The sequence below is a fragment of the Pseudomonas sp. Ost2 genome (assembly GCF_018326065.1).
GTDB lineage: Bacteria > Pseudomonadota > Gammaproteobacteria > Pseudomonadales > Pseudomonadaceae > Aquipseudomonas > Aquipseudomonas gingeri.
This window is the reverse complement of the sequence record NZ_AP021904.1, coordinates 2,429,220-2,446,174: the sequence shown is the minus strand read 5'-3', so window position 1 is coordinate 2,446,174 and position 16,955 is coordinate 2,429,220. Positions and strand designations below refer to the sequence as shown.

Sequence of the window (16,955 nt, the reverse complement as noted above, 5' to 3'; positions counted from 1 at the left end):
TGAAGACGCACCCGATGCGCCAGGCGAGCACCAGGATTCCATTAGCCACGCCCGCAGACGCGGGCCAACGAAGAACTTTGAACCATGGCCACTATCCACGTAGACGGCAAAGCGCTCGAAGTCGATGGGGCAGACAACCTGTTACAGGCATGTCTGTCGCTAGGCCTCGACATTCCTTATTTCTGCTGGCACCCCGCGCTCGGTAGCGTCGGTGCCTGTCGCCAGTGCGCGGTCAAGCAGTACAACGACGAGAACGACACCCGTGGTCGTATCGTCATGTCCTGCATGACCCCGGCCACCGACAACACCTGGATCTCCATCGACGATGAAGAGTCCAAGGCGTTCCGCGCCAGTGTCGTGGAATGGCTGATGACCAACCACCCGCACGACTGCCCGGTCTGCGAGGAAGGCGGTCACTGCCACCTGCAGGACATGACCGTGATGACCGGCCACAACGAGCGCCGTTATCGCTTCACCAAGCGTACCCACCAGAACCAGGAACTGGGCCCGTTCATTTCCCACGAAATGAACCGCTGCATCGCCTGCTACCGCTGCGTACGCTTCTACAAGGACTACGCCGGCGGCACCGACCTCGGTGTGTTCGGTGCCCACGACAACGTGTACTTCGGTCGCGTCGAAGACGGCACCCTGGAAAGCGAGTTCTCCGGCAACCTCACCGAGGTCTGCCCGACCGGTGTGTTCACCGACAAGACCCACTCCGAGCGCTACAACCGAAAGTGGGACATGCAGTTCTCGCCAAGCATCTGCCATGGCTGCTCCAGCGGTTGCAACATCAGCCCGGGTGAACGCTACGGCGAACTGCGTCGTATCGAGAACCGCTTCAACGGTTCGGTGAACCAGTACTTCCTGTGCGACCGTGGCCGTTTCGGCTATGGCTACGTCAACCGCACCGACCGTCCACGCCAGCCGCTGCTGGCCAACGGCGCCAAGCTGAGCCTGGACGAAGCCCTGGATAAAGCGGCCGAGCTGCTGCGTGGTCGCAATATCGTCGGTATCGGTTCGCCCCGTGCCAGCCTGGAAAGCAACTACGCCCTGCGCGAGCTGGTCGGTGCCGAGCACTTCTACTCGGGTATCGAGGCGTCCGAGCTGGAGCGTATCCGCCTGGTCCTGCAGGTACTCAAGGACAGCCCGCTGCCCGTACCGAACATGCGCGACATCGAGGACCACGACGCCGTGTTCGTCCTCGGCGAAGACCTGACCCAGACCGCCGCCCGCATGGCCCTGGCCCTGCGCCAGTCGGTCAAGGGCAAGGCCGAAGCCATGGCCGACGCCATGCGTGTCCAGCCCTGGCTCGATGCCGCGGTGAAGAACATCGGTCAGCACGCGCTGAACCCGCTGTTCATCGCCAGCCTTGCCGAAACCAAGCTCGACGACATTGCCGAAGAGTGCGTGCACGCCGCGCCTGACGACCTGGCCCGCCTCGGTTTCGCCGTAGCCCACGCCCTCGACGCCAGCGCACCGGCTGTCGAAGGCCTGGACGCCGACGCCGTGGAACTGGCCAAGCGAATCGCCGACGCCCTGCTCGCCGCCAAGCGACCACTGATCATTGCCGGCACCTCCCTGGGTTCCAAGGCGCTGATCGAAGCCGCCGCGAACATTGCCAAGGCCCTGAAGCTGCGCGAAAAAGCCGGCTCCATCAGCCTGATCGTGCCGGAAGCCAACAGCCTCGGCCTGGCCATGCTCGGTGGTGAGTCGCTGGACGCTGCGCTGCAGGCGGTCATCGATGGCAAGGCCGACGCCATCGTCGTGCTGGAAAACGATCTGTTCACCCGCACCGATGCCGCCAAGGTCGACGCCGCGCTGAACGCCGCCAAGGTGCTGATCGTCGCCGACCACCAGAAGACCGCCACCACCGACCGCGCCCACCTGGTGCTGCCGGCGGCGAGCTTCGCCGAAGGCGACGGCACCCTGGTCAGCCAGGAAGGTCGCGCCCAGCGCTTCTTCCAGGTCTTCGATCCGAAGTACCTCGACGCGAGCATCCTGGTCCACGAAGGCTGGCGCTGGCTGCATGCCCTGCGCGCTACCCTGCTGAACCAACCGATCGACTGGACCCAGCTGGACCATGTCACCGCCGCCTGCGCCGCGAGCACTCCACAACTGGCCGGTATCGTCGATGCCGCACCGTCCGCCGCGTTCCGCATCAAGGGCATGAAGCTGGCCCGCGAACCGCTGCGCTACTCCGGTCGTACCGCCATGCGCGCCAATATCAGCGTGCACGAACCGCGTACCTCCCAGGACGTCGACACCGCGTTCGCCTTCTCCATGGAAGGTTACTCGGGCTCCGTCGAACCGCGTCAACAGGTGCCGTTCGCCTGGTCGCCGGGCTGGAACTCGCCGCAGGCCTGGAACAAGTTCCAGGACGAAGTCGGCGGGCATATCCGCGCCGGCGACCCGGGCACCCGCCTGATCGAAACCCGTGGCGACTCGCTGAACTGGTTCGCCAGTGTTCCACGCGCCTTCAACCCGGCACAGGGCACCTGGCAAGTGGTGCCGTTCTTCCACCTGTTCGGCAGTGAAGAGAACTCTTCCAAGGCCGCTCCGGTTCAAGAGCGCATCCCCGCGGCCTACGTCGCGCTGGCCAAGTCCGAAGCGGACCGCCTGGGCGTCAACGACGGCGCGCTGCTCAGCCTCAACGTGGCCGGCACCCAGCTGCGCCTGCCGCTGCGCATCAATGAACAACTGGGCGCCGGCCTGGTGGCCCTGCCGGCCGGTCTGGCCGGGATTCCACCAGCGATTTTCGGCAAATCCGTCGACGGTCTGCAGGAGGCAGCTCAATGACCTGGTTCACACCTGAAGTGATTGACGTGATCCTCACGGTCATCAAGGCCATTGTCATCCTGCTGGCCGTGGTGGTCTGCGGCGCCCTGCTGAGCTTCGTCGAACGTCGCCTGCTGGGCTGGTGGCAGGACCGCTACGGTCCGAACCGTGTCGGCCCGTTCGGCATGTTCCAGATCGCCGCGGACATGCTGAAGATGTTCTTCAAGGAAGACTGGACGCCACCGTTCGCCGACAAGGTGATCTTCACCCTGGCGCCGGTTGTCGCCATGAGTGCCTTGCTGATCGCCTTCGCGGTCATCCCGATCACCCCGACCTGGGGTGTCGCGGACCTGAACATCGGCCTGCTGTTCTTCTTCGCCATGGCCGGCCTGTCGGTCTACGCGGTGCTGTTCGCCGGTTGGTCGAGCAACAACAAGTTCGCCCTGCTGGGCAGCCTGCGGGCCTCGGCCCAGACCGTGTCGTACGAAGTGTTCATGGGCCTGTCGCTGATGGGCATCGTGGTCCAGGTCGGCTCGTTCAACATGCGCGACATCGTCGACTACCAGGCCCAGCACCTGTGGTTCATCATCCCGCAGATCTTCGGTTTCCTGACCTTCTTCATCGCCGGCGTGGCCGTGACTCACCGTCACCCCTTCGACCAGCCGGAAGCGGAACAGGAACTGGCCGACGGTTACCACATTGAATATGCCGGCATGAAATGGGGCATGTTCTTCGTTGGCGAGTACATCGGCATCATCCTGATCTCGGCGCTGCTGGTCACCCTGTTCTTCGGTGGCTGGCACGGTCCGTTCGGCATCCTGCCGCAGATTCCATTCATCTGGTTCGCCCTGAAGACCGCGTTCTTCATCATGCTGTTCATCCTGCTGCGCGCTTCGATCCCGCGCCCACGGTATGACCAGGTGATGGACTTCAGCTGGAAATTCTGCCTGCCGCTGACCCTGATCAATTTGCTGGTGACCGCTGCGCTTGTGTTGTTGAACACGCCTGCGGGCGCGGTTCAGTGAGGATTTGACCCATGTTCAAATATATTGGCGACATCGTTAAGGGTACCGGTACCCAGTTGCGAAGCCTGGTGATGGTTTTCGGCCATGGCTTCCGCAAACGCGACACCCTGCAATATCCCGAGGAAGCGGTGTACCTGCCGCCGCGCTATCGCGGTCGCATCGTCCTGACCCGCGACCCCGATGGCGAAGAGCGCTGTGTAGCCTGCAACCTGTGCGCCGTGGCGTGCCCGGTGGGCTGCATCTCGCTGCAGAAAGCCGAAACCGACGACGGTCGTTGGTATCCGGAGTTCTTCCGCATCAACTTCTCGCGCTGCATTTTCTGCGGCCTCTGCGAGGAAGCCTGCCCGACCACCGCGATCCAGCTGACACCGGATTTCGAGATGGCCGAGTTCAAACGTCAGGACCTGGTCTACGAGAAAGAAGATCTGCTGATCTCCGGCCCCGGCAAGAACCCTGATTACAACTTCTATCGTGTTGCAGGTATGGCTGTTGCCGGGAAGCCGAAAGGCTCCGCCCAGAACGAAGCCGAGCCGATCAACGTGAAGAGCTTGCTGCCTTAAGGAAGAACGATGGAATTCGCTTTCTATTTCGCATCGGGTATCGCGGTTGTGTCCACGCTTCGCGTGGTCACCAACACCAACCCCGTGCACGCCCTGCTCTACCTGATCATTTCGCTGATCGCCGTGGCCATGACCTTCTTCAGCCTCGGCGCACCGTTCGCCGGTGCCCTGGAAGTGATCGCCTACGCCGGCGCCATCATGGTGCTGTTCGTGTTCGTGGTGATGATGCTCAACCTCGGCCCTGCCGCGGTCCAGCAGGAGCGCGTCTGGCTCAAGCCCGGTATCTGGGGTGGGCCGGCCGTACTGTCGTTGCTGCTGCTGATCGAACTGCTGTACGTACTGTTCAGCCACAGCAGCGGTGCCGCGATCGGTCAAACCACCGTGGGCGCCAAGGCCGTGGGCATCAGCCTGTTCGGTCCGTACCTGCTGGTGGTCGAACTTGCCTCGATGCTGCTGCTCGCCGCAGCCATCACGGCATTCCACTTGGGCCGCAACGAGGCGAAGGAGTAATACCATGCCTGCTATCCCTCTTGAGCATGGACTGGCCGTCGCCGGCATCCTGTTCTGCCTCGGTCTGGTCGGCCTGATGGTCCGCCGCAACATCCTCTTCGTGCTGATGAGCCTGGAGGTGATGATGAACGCCGCCGCCCTGGCCTTCGTCGTCGCGGGCGCACGCTGGGCGCAGCCGGATGGACAGATCATGTTCATCCTGGTGATCAGCCTGGCAGCCGCCGAGGCCAGTATCGGCCTGGCGATCCTGCTGCAACTGTATCGCCGCTTCCACACGCTCGATATCGACGCTGCCAGTGAGATGCGCGGATGAACATGATCTTTCTGACTTTCGTATTCCCCCTGATCGGTTTCCTGCTGCTGTCGTTCTCCCGGGGACGCCTCTCGGAAAACCTCTCGGCGCTGATCGGTGTCGGTTCCATCGGCCTGTCGGCGATTGTCGCCGCCTACGTGATCTGGCAATTCAATGTCGCACCGCCCGAGGGTGGTCACTACACCCTGGTGCTGTGGCAGTGGATGTCGGTGGACGGTTTCGCCCCGAACTTCGCCCTGTACATCGACGGCCTGTCGATCACCATGCTCGGCGTCGTGGTCGGCGTGGGTTTCCTGATCCACCTGTTCGCGTCCTGGTACATGCGCGGTGAAGACGGCTACTCGCGTTTCTTCGCCTACACCAACCTGTTTATCGCCAGCATGCTGTTCCTGGTCCTGGGCGATAACCTGTTGTTCCTGTACTTCGGCTGGGAAGGCGTGGGCCTGTGCTCCTACCTGTTGATCGGTTTCTACTACAGCAACCGCAACAACGGTAACGCGGCACTGAAGGCCTTTATCGTCACCCGCATCGGCGACGTGTTCATGGCCATCGGCCTGTTCATCCTGTTCCAGCAACTGGGTACGCTGAATATCCAGGAACTGCTGGTCAAGGCGCCCGAGCATTTCAAGGTCGGCGACTTCTGGATCGTCCTGGCGACCCTGATGCTGCTGGGCGGTGCGGTCGGCAAGTCGGCCCAGCTGCCACTGCAGACCTGGCTGGCGGATGCGATGGCCGGTCCTACCCCGGTTTCGGCACTGATCCACGCCGCGACCATGGTGACCGCCGGTGTCTACCTGATCGCCCGTACCCACGGCCTGTTCGCCCTGGCGCCGGATATCCTGCACCTGGTCGGCATCGTCGGTGGCGTGACCCTGGTCCTGGCCGGTTTCGCCGCCCTGGTCCAGACCGACATCAAGCGTATCCTCGCCTACTCGACCATGAGCCAGATCGGCTACATGTTCCTGGCCCTGGGCGTCGGTGCCTGGGAAGGCGCGATCTTCCACCTGATGACCCACGCCTTCTTCAAGGCCCTGCTGTTCCTTGCCTCCGGTGCGGTGATCGTTGCCTGCCACCACGAGCAGAACATCTTCAAGATGGGTGGCCTGTGGAAGAAACTGCCGTTGGCCTACGCCAGCTTCATCGTCGGTGGTGCCGCCCTGGCCGCCCTGCCGATCGTTACCGCCGGTTTCTACTCGAAGGACGAAATCCTCTGGGAAGCCTTCGCCAGCGGCAACCACGGCCTGCTGTACGCCGGCCTGGTCGGTGCGTTCATGACCTCGCTGTACACCTTCCGCCTGATCTTCATCACCTTCCACGGTGAAGCCAAGACCGAAGCCCACGCCGGCCACGGGATTTCCCACTGGCTGCCGCTGGGCGTGCTGATCGTGCTGTCGACCTTCATCGGCGCCTGGATTCATCCGCCACTGGCCGGTGTCCTGCCGGAAAGTGCCGGTCATGCCGGCGGCGAAGCCAAGCACAGCCTGGAAATCGCCTCGGGTGCCATAGCCCTGGCCGGTATCCTGCTGGCGGCCGTGCTGTTCCTCGGCAAGCGTCGCTTCGTCACCGCCGTCGCCAACAGCGGTATCGGGCGCTTCCTGTCGGCCTGGTGGTTCGCTGCCTGGGGCTTCGACTGGATCTACGACAAGCTGTTCGTCAAGCCGTACCTGGCGATCAGTCATGTGCTGCGCAAAGACCCGCTCGACCAGACCATCGGCCTGATCCCGCGTATGGCCAAAGGCGGTCACACCGCCCTGAGCCGCACCGAGACCGGTCAGCTGCGTTGGTATGCCGCGTCGATCGCCGCTGGTGCCGTGCTGGTGCTTGGCGCCATCGTACTGGTAGCGGTCTGACTATGAACCTTGCGACATTGCGAAAGGAATTGAGCCCGTCATGATTCTGCCTTGGCTAATCCTGATCCCCTTTATCGGTGGCCTGCTGTGCTGGCTGGGTGAGCGTTTCGGCTCTACCCTCCCCCGCTGGATTGCGCTGCTGACCATGTCCCTCGAACTCGCCCTCGGCCTCTGGCTGTGGGCCCACGGGGATTACTCGTTCGCGCCGGCACCCGGCGCCGATCCCACCTGGGCGATTGAGTTCAAGCACGTCTGGATCCAGCGCTTCGGCATCAACGTGCACCTGGCCCTCGATGGCCTGTCGCTGTTGATGATCCTGCTGACCGGCCTGCTGGGTATCCTCTCGGTACTCTGCTCGTGGAAAGAGATCCAGCGTCACGTGGGCTTCTTCCACCTGAACCTGATGTGGATCCTGGGCGGTGTCGTCGGCGTGTTCCTGGCCCTCGACCTGTTCATGTTCTTCTTCTTCTGGGAAATGATGCTGGTGCCGATGTACTTCCTCATCGCGCTCTGGGGTCACAGTTCTTCGGACGGCAAGAAGACCCGGATCTACGCGGCGACCAAGTTCTTCATCTTCACCCAGGCTTCCGGCCTGATCATGCTGGTGGCGATCCTCGGCCTGGTACTGGTCAACTTCAACAACACCGGCGTGATCACTTTCAACTACGCCGACCTGTTGAAGACCAAGATGTCGCTGACCACCGAGTACATTCTGATGCTCGGTTTCTTCATCGCCTTCGCGGTCAAGCTGCCGGTGGTACCGTTCCACTCCTGGCTGCCGGACGCCCACGCCCAGGCGCCGACCGCCGGTTCCGTCGACCTGGCCGGTATCCTGTTGAAGACCGCTGCCTATGGTCTGCTGCGTTTCGCCCTGCCGCTGTTCCCGAATGCCTCGGCCGAGTTCGCGCCGATCGCCATGACCCTGGGTCTGATCGGGATCTTCTACGGTGCCTTCCTGGCCTTCGCCCAAACCGACATCAAGCGCCTGATCGCCTTCTCCAGCGTCTCGCACATGGGCTTCGTGCTGATCGGGATCTACTCCGGCAGCCAGCAGGCCCTGCAAGGCGCGGTGATCCAGATGCTCGCCCACGGCCTGTCGGCGGCGGCACTGTTTATCCTCAGCGGCCAGCTCTACGAGCGCACCCACACCCGCGACATGCGTGAAATGGGTGGCCTGTGGTCGAAGATCGCCTACCTGCCGGCCATCAGCCTGTTCTTCGCCGCCGCCTCGCTGGGGCTGCCGGGAACCGGCAACTTCGTCGGCGAGTTCCTGATCCTCATCGGCACCTTCGTCAGTGCGCCATGGATCACCGCGATTGCGACTTCCGGCCTGGTCTTCGGTTCGGTCTACTCGCTGATCATGATCCACCGCGCCTACTTCGGTCCGGCCAAGTCGGACGAAGTGCTGCACGGCATGGACGGTCGCGAACTGGCCATGGTGCTCGGTCTTGCGGCACTGCTGATCTACATCGGCGTGTACCCGCAACCGTTCCTCGACACCTCTGCCGCCACCATGCATGGCGTGCAGCAGTGGCTCGGCACCGCCTTCACTCAACTCGCTTCGGCCCGGTAAGAGCGCTATGGAATTCACGATCCAACACTTTATCGCGCTGGCGCCGCTGCTGATCACCAGCCTCACCATTATCGTGGTGATGCTGGCAATCGCCTGGCGCCGCAACCACTCACAGACCTTCCTGCTCTCGGTGGCCGGTCTCAACCTGGCACTGCTGTCGATTCTGCCGGCGCTGAAAGTCGCCCCCCTGGTGGTGACACCGCTGATCCAGATCGACGATTTCGCCTGCCTGTACATGGCGTTGATCCTGGTGGCGACGCTGGCCTGCGTCACCCTCGCCCACGCCTACCTGGGTGATGGCGGATCGGGTTACCCGGGCAACCGCGAAGAACTGTACCTGCTGATCCTGATGGCCGCCGCCGGCGGTCTGGTCCTGGTCAGCGCGCAGCACCTGGCCAGCCTGTTCATCGGCCTCGAACTGCTCTCGGTACCGGTCTACGGCCTGGTGGCCTATGCCTTCTTCAACAAGCGCTCGCTGGAAGCCGGTATCAAGTACATGGTGCTGTCGGCTGCCGGTTCCGCGTTCCTGCTGTTCGGCATGGCGCTGCTCTACGCCGAAGCCGGCACCCTGAGCTTCACCGGTATCGGCCACGCCCTGGCCGCCACCGGCCTGCCAAGCCCGATTGCCCAGCTGGGCCTGGGCATGATGCTGGTCGGCCTGGCGTTCAAGCTGTCGCTGGTGCCGTTCCACCTCTGGACCCCGGACGTCTACGAAGGCGCCCCGGCACCGGTGGCGGCCTTCCTGGCCACCGCCAGCAAGGTGGCCGTGTTCGCCGTGATGATCCGCCTGTTCCAGATCTCGCCGGTCGCCAGCAGTGGCGTCCTGAGCAATGTGCTGGCGGTGATTGCCGTCGCGTCGATCCTGGTCGGCAACCTGCTGGCGCTGACCCAGAGCAACCTCAAGCGTCTACTCGGTTACTCGTCCATCGCCCACTTCGGCTACCTGCTGATCGCCCTGGTGGCGAGCAAGGGCCTGGCGCTGGAAGCCATGGGCGTGTACCTGGTCACCTACGTGATCACCAGCCTCGGCGCCTTCGGCGTGATCACCCTGATGTCCTCGCCGTACAACGGCCGTGACATGGATGCCCTGTACGAATACCGCGGCCTGTTCTGGCGCCGTCCGTACCTGACCGCCGTGCTGACCGTGATGATGCTGTCCCTGGCCGGTATCCCGCTGACCGCCGGCTTCATCGGCAAGTTCTACATCATCGCGACCGGTGTCGAATCCCAGCACTGGTGGTTGATCGGTTCCCTGGTGATCGGTAGCGCCATCGGCGTCTTCTACTACCTGCGCGTGATGGTCACCCTGTACCTGATCGAGCCGAACCTGCGTCGCCACGATGCCCAGTTGCATTGGGAACAACGCGCGGGCGGCGTGATGCTGCTGGCAATCGCGGTCCTGGCCTTCTTCCTCGGCCTGTACCCGCAGCCATTGCTGGAGCTGGTGCAACACGCGGTACTGGCCAGCTAAGCAAGCAGCCAGACGGACCCGACACCCCGCCCGAGGCAACTCCGGCGGGGTGTTTTGTTTTCAGCGCACCGTCAATTCATTGCGAACGATTCTCGACTTCTATAGGCTGGCGCGCCCTGTTCCGCCGAGCCCCGATTGATGCGCATCGCCCTGCCCTCCTCCCTGCTGCCCTCTTCCCTGTTGCCGCTGGCGGCGCTGTTCTGCGCCGCACCGTTGCAAGCCGCGCCCGCCCCACTGGAACTCGGCGAGGTGGACGTACGCAGCGAAGAGGTCAGCGAGCTCGACAATGCCCGTGCGCGACTGCACGAGATTCCCGGTGCCAGCAACCTGATCGATCTCGAACGCGTCGAAAACGGCCGCACCGCCAGCAACCAAGACGTGCTGGCCTACCAGCCCGGGGTCTATGCCCAGTCGGCCGGCAATGACGGTACCAAGGTGTCGATTCGCGGCTCGGGCATCAACCGCGCACCCGGTGCCCACGGCTCAGGGATCTACACACTGTTCGACGGCCTGCCGCTGACCGGTCCCGGTGGCACGCCCTATGAACTGTTCGAACCGCTGTGGCTCAGCCGTGCCGAAGTGCTGCGTGGTGCCAACGGCTTCGACCGGGGCTCCCTGGCCCTCGGCGGAGCCATCGACTATGTGACCCACACCGGACGGGATGCCGCGCCGCTGCAGGTGCGTTATGAAACCGGCAGCCATGGTTATCGCAAGCGCCAGGTCAGTTCCGGCCAGGTCCTCGGCGACCTGGATTATTACCTCGCCCTGACCGACTCGGACGATGATGGCTATCAGGACCATACCCGGGGCAGCAGCAAAGGCCTCGCGGCCAATGTCGGCTATCGCTTCAGCCCGGAACTGGAGACCCGCCTGTACCTGCGTTATCGCGAAACCGACAACGAGCTGGCCGGACGTGTGACCCAGGACCAGATCAAGCATCACCCGCGCGCCGCCAACCCGCTCTATGTCAGTCGTGACGCCAGTCGCCCGCAGCCGGGCAGTACCTGGCTGGGCAGCAAGACCACGATGTATCTGGACGATGATTCGCAGCTCGAGATCGGACTGGTCTACCACGACTACCCGATGGACCTGCGCGAAGGTCCCAACCGCCTGAAGGTGGCCTACACCGATGTCAGTGGCACCTTGAACTACACCCGCCGCGACACGCTGTTCGGCCTGGAAAGCAAAAGCACCCTGGGCTGGCGCAGCACCAGGCACCTGCCCAATAGCGGCGCCTCGGAATTTGTCCGGGTCCAGACCAACCCGCTCTACCCGGTCGGCACCAGGACCCGCGATTTCAGTTACCAGGGCTCGGACAATGTGCTGCACGCCGGCAATGACCTGGAACTGCTGCCCGATCTCTGGCTGACCACCGGCCTGGCGATGATCTATACCCGCCGCGAAAGCGATGTGAGTTACCCGGCCAGCGGCGGCAAGGTCAGCCAGCACGACTGGGACTACGCGCCACGGGTAGGCCTGCGCTACGAGTTCAGCCCGCGCTTGCAGGTCTATGGCAATCTCGGCCGCTCGGTCGAGCCACCGCATCCATGGGCGCTGATCTGGAGTTCGGGGACCCGCTTCGGCGCGGGCAATGGTGCGGCCACCGGCCTGCAAAGCACGCCGGTGGAACTGAAGAACCAGACCGCGACCACCCTCGAACTGGGTAGCCGCGGCGAAGCCTGGCTCGGTAAATGGGATCTGGCCTGGTACTACTCGGCAGTCCGTCATGAACTGCTGACGGTGGAGATGCAGGCCGCCACGCAGACCCAGGCGCAGATCACCGGCGAGGTGAATGCCAGTCCCACCGTGCACCAGGGTATCGAGGCCGGGCTGGAAAGCCTGTTGTGGGAACGTCCGGACCTGGGCCAGGTATCCTTGCGCCAGGCCTACACCCTCAGCAACTTCCATTATCGCGACGACGCGGCGTTCGGCGACAATCGCCTGCCGGGCATCCCGCAGCATTACTACCAGGCACAAATCCGCTACGCCCATCCGAGCGGTGTCTACGTCGGCCTGAACACGCAGATGGCCTCGCGGATCGCCGTGGACTACGCCAATTCACGCTACGCCTCGTCCTACGCCCTGCTCGGTGCAACCCTGGGTTATGCCTCGCCCAGGCAGGACTGGCAGACCTGGCTGGACTTGCGCAACCTGGGCAACGAGCGCTATGCCGCCGTGGTGGTGCCGGGTTACGACGACAAGGGCGCCGATGCGGCCCGTTCGGTGCCTGGCGAGGGCATGGGGGTGTACGCCGGGGTTTCCTACAGTTTCAGGTGAAGGGCTCAGGCGGGCAGCTTCACCCGTCTCTTGCTCTCGGTGAAGATGCCCCAGCTGGACAGGAACAAGGCCGCGATCAGCGGGCCGATGACAAAGCCGTTCAGGCCGAATACCGACAACCCGCCCAGGGTACTGATCAGGATCAGGTAGTCGGGCATGCGCGTGTCCTTGCCCACCAGGATCGGACGCAGGACATTGTCCACCAGACCGATCACCAGCACCCCGAACAGCGCCAGCACCACGCCTTGCCAGATGGCCCCGGTCATCAGGAAATACACCGCCACCGGTGCCCAGACGATCCCCGCGCCCACCGCCGGCAACAGCGACAGAAAGGCCATGGTCACCGCCCAGAGCAAGGCGCTGGGGATATCCAGCAGCCAGAAGATCACGCCGCCCAGGGCACCCTGGGTCACCGCCACCAGCAGGTTGCCCTTCACCGTGGCCCGCACCACGCGGTTGAACTTCAGTTGCAGGCGGCGCTTCTGCTGCTCGGCCAGGGGCACGGCCGCGCGGATCCGGCGCACCAGCTCCGGACCGTCGCGCAGGAAGAAAAACAGTAGGTAGAGCATGATGAAAAAGCTCACCACGAACTCGAAGGTGCCCTGCCCGACGCTGACGGCCTGGCTGGCAAGCAACTGGCTGCCTTGCGTCATCCCCTGGACCACCTTGGCCTGGAGCCCGTTGAGGTCACCCAGCCCGAACCGATCGAGCCCGCGCTGGATCGCCCCCGGTAGCAGATGCTTGAACTGCGCGACATGACCGGCGATATCCAGCTGGCCGCTTTCGATACTCCGGTACAGCGTCGTGCCTTCCTGCACCAGCAAGGCAGAGATGACGATCACCGGCAGCACCGCGATCACCAGGCAGATCCCCAGGGTGCACAGCGCCGCCAGGTTGCGCCGGGCATTCAGGCGCAGCAGCAGGCGGCGCTGCAAGGGGGCGAAGATGATGCCAAGAATGACCGCCCAGAACACCGCGCCATAGAACGGCTGGAGGATCCACAGGAAGGCGATCGTCACCAACGCCAGCAGGATCAGCAGGGATTTGTTGTGCAGGAAAGTTTCGCTCATGGCCGGTCCACCTGGAAAAAAACGCCGGGGACACTCAGGCCCTCGCACATTAGTCCGCGGGCGACGATCATTCGTTCACCCAGTCTGGACCCAGATCAATAAACGCCGGGCCCGGGCGGTTTAACCTCGCGACTTTTTTGCGAACGATCCGACCATGTCCCTTTCCGCCCCTGAACTGCTGGCCCCCGCCGGCACCCTCAAGAACATGCGCTATGCCTTTGCCTACGGCGCCGACGCGGTGTACGCCGGCCAGCCGCGCTACAGCCTGCGGGTGCGCAACAACGAATTCGACCATGCCAACCTGGCCCTCGGCATCCGCGAAGCCCAGGCCCAGGGCAAGCGCTTCTACGTGGTGGTGAACATCGCCCCGCACAACGCCAAGCTCAAGACCTTCCTCAAGGATCTGGCACCGGTGGTCGCGATGGCGCCGGACGCACTGATCATGTCCGATCCGGGCCTGATCATGCTGGTGCGCGAGCATTTCCCGCAGATGCCGATTCACCTGTCGGTGCAGGCCAATACAGTGAACTGGGCCAGCGTGCGGTTCTGGCAGCAACTGGGGTTGACGCGGATCATCCTGTCGCGGGAGCTGTCCCTGGAAGAGATCGCCGAGATCCGTGAGCAGGTGCCGGACATGGAGCTGGAAGTCTTCGTCCATGGCGCCTTGTGCATGGCCTATTCGGGGCGCTGCCTGTTGTCCGGCTACCTGAACCGGCGTGACGCCAACCAGGGCAGTTGCACCAACGCCTGCCGCTGGAAGTACACGGCACAACCGGCCGGGGAAAACGTCACGGGCGAGATCGTCAGGGCCTTCACTCCCGAACCGGTCGAGCCGACCCTGGGCGCGGGCGCACCCACCGACCAGGTGTTCCTGCTGCAGGAAGCCAATCGTCCCGAGGAGTCGATGCCCGCCTTCGAAGACGAACACGGCACCTACATCATGAATGCCAAGGACCTGCGCGCGGTGCAGCATGTCGAGCGCCTGGCGCGCATGGGCGTGCACTCGCTGAAGATCGAAGGCCGGACCAAATCGCACTTCTACTGCGCACGGACCACCCAGGTCTATCGCCAGGCCATCGACGATGCGGCGGCCGGGCGCGAGTTCGACCGCAGCCTGATGCACAACCTCGAGTCACTGGCCCAACGCGGCTATACCGAGGGCTTCCTGCGCCGGCATGTGCATGACGAATACCAGAACTACCAGAACGGCAGTTCGGTCTCCGAGCGCCAGCAGTTTGTCGGCGAATTGACGGGGGTACGCCGTGACCGGCTGGCCGAGGTCAAGGTGAAGAACCGCTTCGGGCTGGGCGACCACCTGGAATTGATGACCCCCAGGGGCAACTTTCATTTCGATCTGCATGAACTGCGCAATGGCAGCGGCGGCGCGATTGCAGTGGCGCCGGGAGATGGGCATACGGTGTACCTGCCGATTCCGGATCAGGTCGATCTGCGCTTCGGCTTGTTGATGCGCGATATTCAGGTCAGCTCGTAGGGTTGTGCTGCCCGGGCCGGCCTCTTCGCCGGCCTGCCAGCTCCCACAGGGGATGGGGGGAGCCGGCTGGCCGACGATGCCTTCAGATCCGGAACTGCCCCACCAGCTTGCCCAACCGCTGCCCCAGCTCGGCCAGGCTGCGGGAGGTCTGGGCCCCCCGCTGGGTTTCATCGGCCACGCTGTCCACCGCCGTGGCGATCTGGTGCACGCTGCGGTTGATCTCCTCGGCCACCGCCGTCTGTTCCTCGGCGGCGCTGGCGATCTGCGCGTTCATCGCATTGATGGTGCCGATCAACTGCGCCATGGTATCCAGCGAAGCCCCCGCTTCGTTGGCCCGTACCGAGGTGCCGTCGCCGGCCTCGCTGGAACGACGCATGGCCTCGACCGCCAACTGCGTGCCCGACTGCAGGCGATCGATCATCCCCTGGATTTCCTGGGTGCTCTGCTGGGTCCGGCTGGCGAGCGCGCGGACCTCGTCGGCGACCACCGCGAAACCACGCCCGGCTTCACCGGCCCGGGCCGCCTCGATGGCCGCGTTGAGCGCCAGCAGGTTGGTCTGCTCGGCAATCGAACGGATCACCCCCAGCACGCTGACAATCGACGTCACGTCCTGCTGCAGGCTGTCCAGGGACGTACCACTGCTACGGATATCATTCACCAGCGCGTGGATCTGCTGGATGCTGCCATCCACCACGCGCTTGGCGGTCTGGCCTTCGGCATCGGTCTGCTGGGCCGCGACCGCCGCGCCCTGGGCACTGCGCGCGACTTCCTGGGCGGCTGACGACATCTGGTTGATCGCCGTGGCGACCTGATCGGTTTCGTGGCGCTGGCGCTCCATCGCCTGTTCCGAGCGGTTGGCCTGCTCGGAGACCTGGCCGACCAGTCCGGTCAACTGGCCGGTCATCTCGGTGATCTGCCGGACCAGGCTGTGGATCTTGTCGACAAAGCGGTTGAACGAGCCGGCCAGTTGCCCCAGTTCGTCCTGGCTGGTGATCGCCAGGCGGTGCGTGAGGTCACCCTCGCCGGCGGCGATATCGTCGAGGTTGGCTTTCATCAGGATCAGCGGCCGCAGAATGGTATTGGCGACGATCATCCCGACCACGGCAATCACCAGCAGTACCAGCACGGCAATCCCGACAATGCTCAGCACCACGCCTTCCATGCGCTCGTTGACCTTGCCCTGGACCACCGCGACCTGGGCTTCGATGCCATCGAGGTTGACCGAGGAGCCGATGGCCATGTCCCACTTGGCCAGGTATTCGGTGTATCCGAGCTTGGGCACCAGCACCGTTTCGTTGCCCGGCAGCGGCGAGCTGTATTGCAGGTAGTGGGTTCCGTCCTTGGCGACCTGCACCAGGTCACGATTCACATAGACGCCGTTGGGGTCGCGGGCATCCTTGAAGCTCTTGCCAAGGCCTTCCGGACTGTTGCTCTTGAACAGCCGGACGATCTGCGAATCGTAGCCGAAGAAGTAACCGTCCTTGCCGTACTTGATGCTCGACAACAGTTTGATCACCTGGTCACGGGACGCCTGGTCCCCCGGCGCGGCGGCATCGTAGAGCGGCTTGATCGCCGTCATGGCCACCGCCACGTAGCTCTGCAAGGTGGCCTTGGCCTCGGAGATCAGTCGCTCGCGGGTTTCCTCGACTTCGTTGCGGGCCTGGTTCCGCAGGATCAGCACCGTGGTCAGGCTGATCACGACCGCGAACAGCAGGACCGGCAATACCGCGAGGGACAGGACTTTGGCCTTCAGGCTCAGGCGCATGGTGGTGTTCTCTTATTGTCGGCAGGTAAGGGGTTAACGGCCCCGCCGGCGGAAAGTTGAGGACCATCGACGCCCGTGGAAACCGCACAAACCGTGGGGGCGATGGCTGCGGCCGGCATGAAATCGACCGTCAACGACGTATTGTCGATTTCAATCGACAATCGTTCGATGGGATAAAACCCGCCTTTTCCTGACACAGGTCATTGTTTTTTATTTGTTCGTTCAAATAAAGAAAAAACCGATCATGCCGTTAAACTTCCAAACCTCTGCA

General features: G+C 63.6%; 12 protein-coding genes. 10 read left to right on the top strand and 2 right to left on the bottom strand.

Translation table 11 applies throughout. The annotated features are described in order from the left end of the window. The first annotated feature begins 84 nt into the window (after nt 1-84). The 9 genes from nuoG to KI243_RS10535 all read left to right on the top strand — a co-directional run bounded on the left by nuoG (nt 85) and on the right by KI243_RS10535 (nt 12,357). Nucleotides 85-2,799: an NADH-quinone oxidoreductase subunit NuoG gene (gene nuoG / locus KI243_RS10575; RefSeq protein ID WP_212810788.1), complete on the top strand. Its 2,715-nt coding sequence runs from the start codon at nt 85-87 to the stop codon at nt 2,797-2,799. Then, nucleotides 2,796-3,803, top strand: a complete 1,008-nt coding sequence (gene nuoH, locus KI243_RS10570) for an NADH-quinone oxidoreductase subunit NuoH (RefSeq protein WP_017123832.1) — start codon at nt 2,796-2,798, stop codon at nt 3,801-3,803. The genes nuoG and nuoH overlap by 4 nt, the downstream gene beginning before the upstream one ends. Nucleotides 3,804-3,814: 11 nt before the next feature. Further along, complete coding sequence (gene nuoI / locus KI243_RS10565) at nt 3,815-4,363, top strand: NADH-quinone oxidoreductase subunit NuoI (RefSeq protein WP_017123831.1); 549 nt, start codon at nt 3,815-3,817, stop codon at nt 4,361-4,363. A 9-nt stretch (nt 4,364-4,372) separates the two neighbouring features. Then, a complete protein-coding gene (gene nuoJ / locus KI243_RS10560; protein ID WP_017123830.1) occupies nt 4,373-4,873 on the top strand; it encodes an NADH-quinone oxidoreductase subunit J in 501 nt (166 codons plus the stop codon). A 4-nt stretch (nt 4,874-4,877) separates the two neighbouring features. Next, the gene (gene nuoK, locus KI243_RS10555) at nt 4,878-5,186 is read left to right on the top strand and encodes an NADH-quinone oxidoreductase subunit NuoK (RefSeq protein ID WP_010444593.1); all 309 of its coding nucleotides are present in this window, start codon (nt 4,878-4,880) and stop codon (nt 5,184-5,186) included. Beyond that, on the top strand, nt 5,183-7,036 hold the full coding sequence (gene nuoL / locus KI243_RS10550) for an NADH-quinone oxidoreductase subunit L (RefSeq protein WP_017123829.1): 1,854 nt from the start codon (nt 5,183-5,185) through the stop codon (nt 7,034-7,036). Before nuoK ends, nuoL begins: the two co-directional genes overlap by 4 nt. 40 nt (nt 7,037-7,076) lie before the next feature. Then, on the top strand, nt 7,077-8,609 hold the full coding sequence (nuoM, locus tag KI243_RS10545; RefSeq protein WP_017123828.1) for an NADH-quinone oxidoreductase subunit M: 1,533 nt from the start codon (nt 7,077-7,079) through the stop codon (nt 8,607-8,609). Between the two features lie 7 nt (nt 8,610-8,616). Beyond that, nucleotides 8,617-10,080: an NADH-quinone oxidoreductase subunit NuoN gene (nuoN, locus tag KI243_RS10540; RefSeq protein WP_017123827.1), complete on the top strand. Its 1,464-nt coding sequence runs from the start codon at nt 8,617-8,619 to the stop codon at nt 10,078-10,080. Nucleotides 10,081-10,218: 138 nt separating this feature from the next. Then, nucleotides 10,219-12,357, top strand: a complete 2,139-nt coding sequence (locus tag KI243_RS10535) for a TonB-dependent receptor (protein ID WP_212810787.1) — start codon at nt 10,219-10,221, stop codon at nt 12,355-12,357. A 5-nt stretch (nt 12,358-12,362) separates the two neighbouring features. Here the strand turns inward: KI243_RS10535 and KI243_RS10530 are convergent, their stop codons facing one another. Next, nucleotides 12,363-13,427 carry an AI-2E family transporter gene (locus KI243_RS10530; RefSeq protein ID WP_177088244.1) on the bottom strand — a complete coding sequence of 355 codons (1,065 nt, stop codon included), beginning with the start codon at nt 13,425-13,427 and terminating at the stop codon, nt 12,363-12,365. A gap of 154 nt (nt 13,428-13,581) precedes the next feature. Here KI243_RS10530 and yegQ point away from each other — a divergent pair, with 154 nt between their 5' ends. Continuing rightward, nucleotides 13,582-14,919, top strand: a complete 1,338-nt coding sequence (gene yegQ / locus KI243_RS10525) for a tRNA 5-hydroxyuridine modification protein YegQ (RefSeq protein WP_017123824.1) — start codon at nt 13,582-13,584, stop codon at nt 14,917-14,919. An 82-nt stretch (nt 14,920-15,001) separates the two neighbouring features. On the opposite strand, the gene KI243_RS10520 is transcribed toward yegQ, so the two are convergent. Then, complete coding sequence (locus tag KI243_RS10520) at nt 15,002-16,684, bottom strand: methyl-accepting chemotaxis protein (protein WP_017123823.1); 1,683 nt, start codon at nt 16,682-16,684, stop codon at nt 15,002-15,004. Between the last annotated feature and the right edge of the window lie 271 nt (nt 16,685-16,955).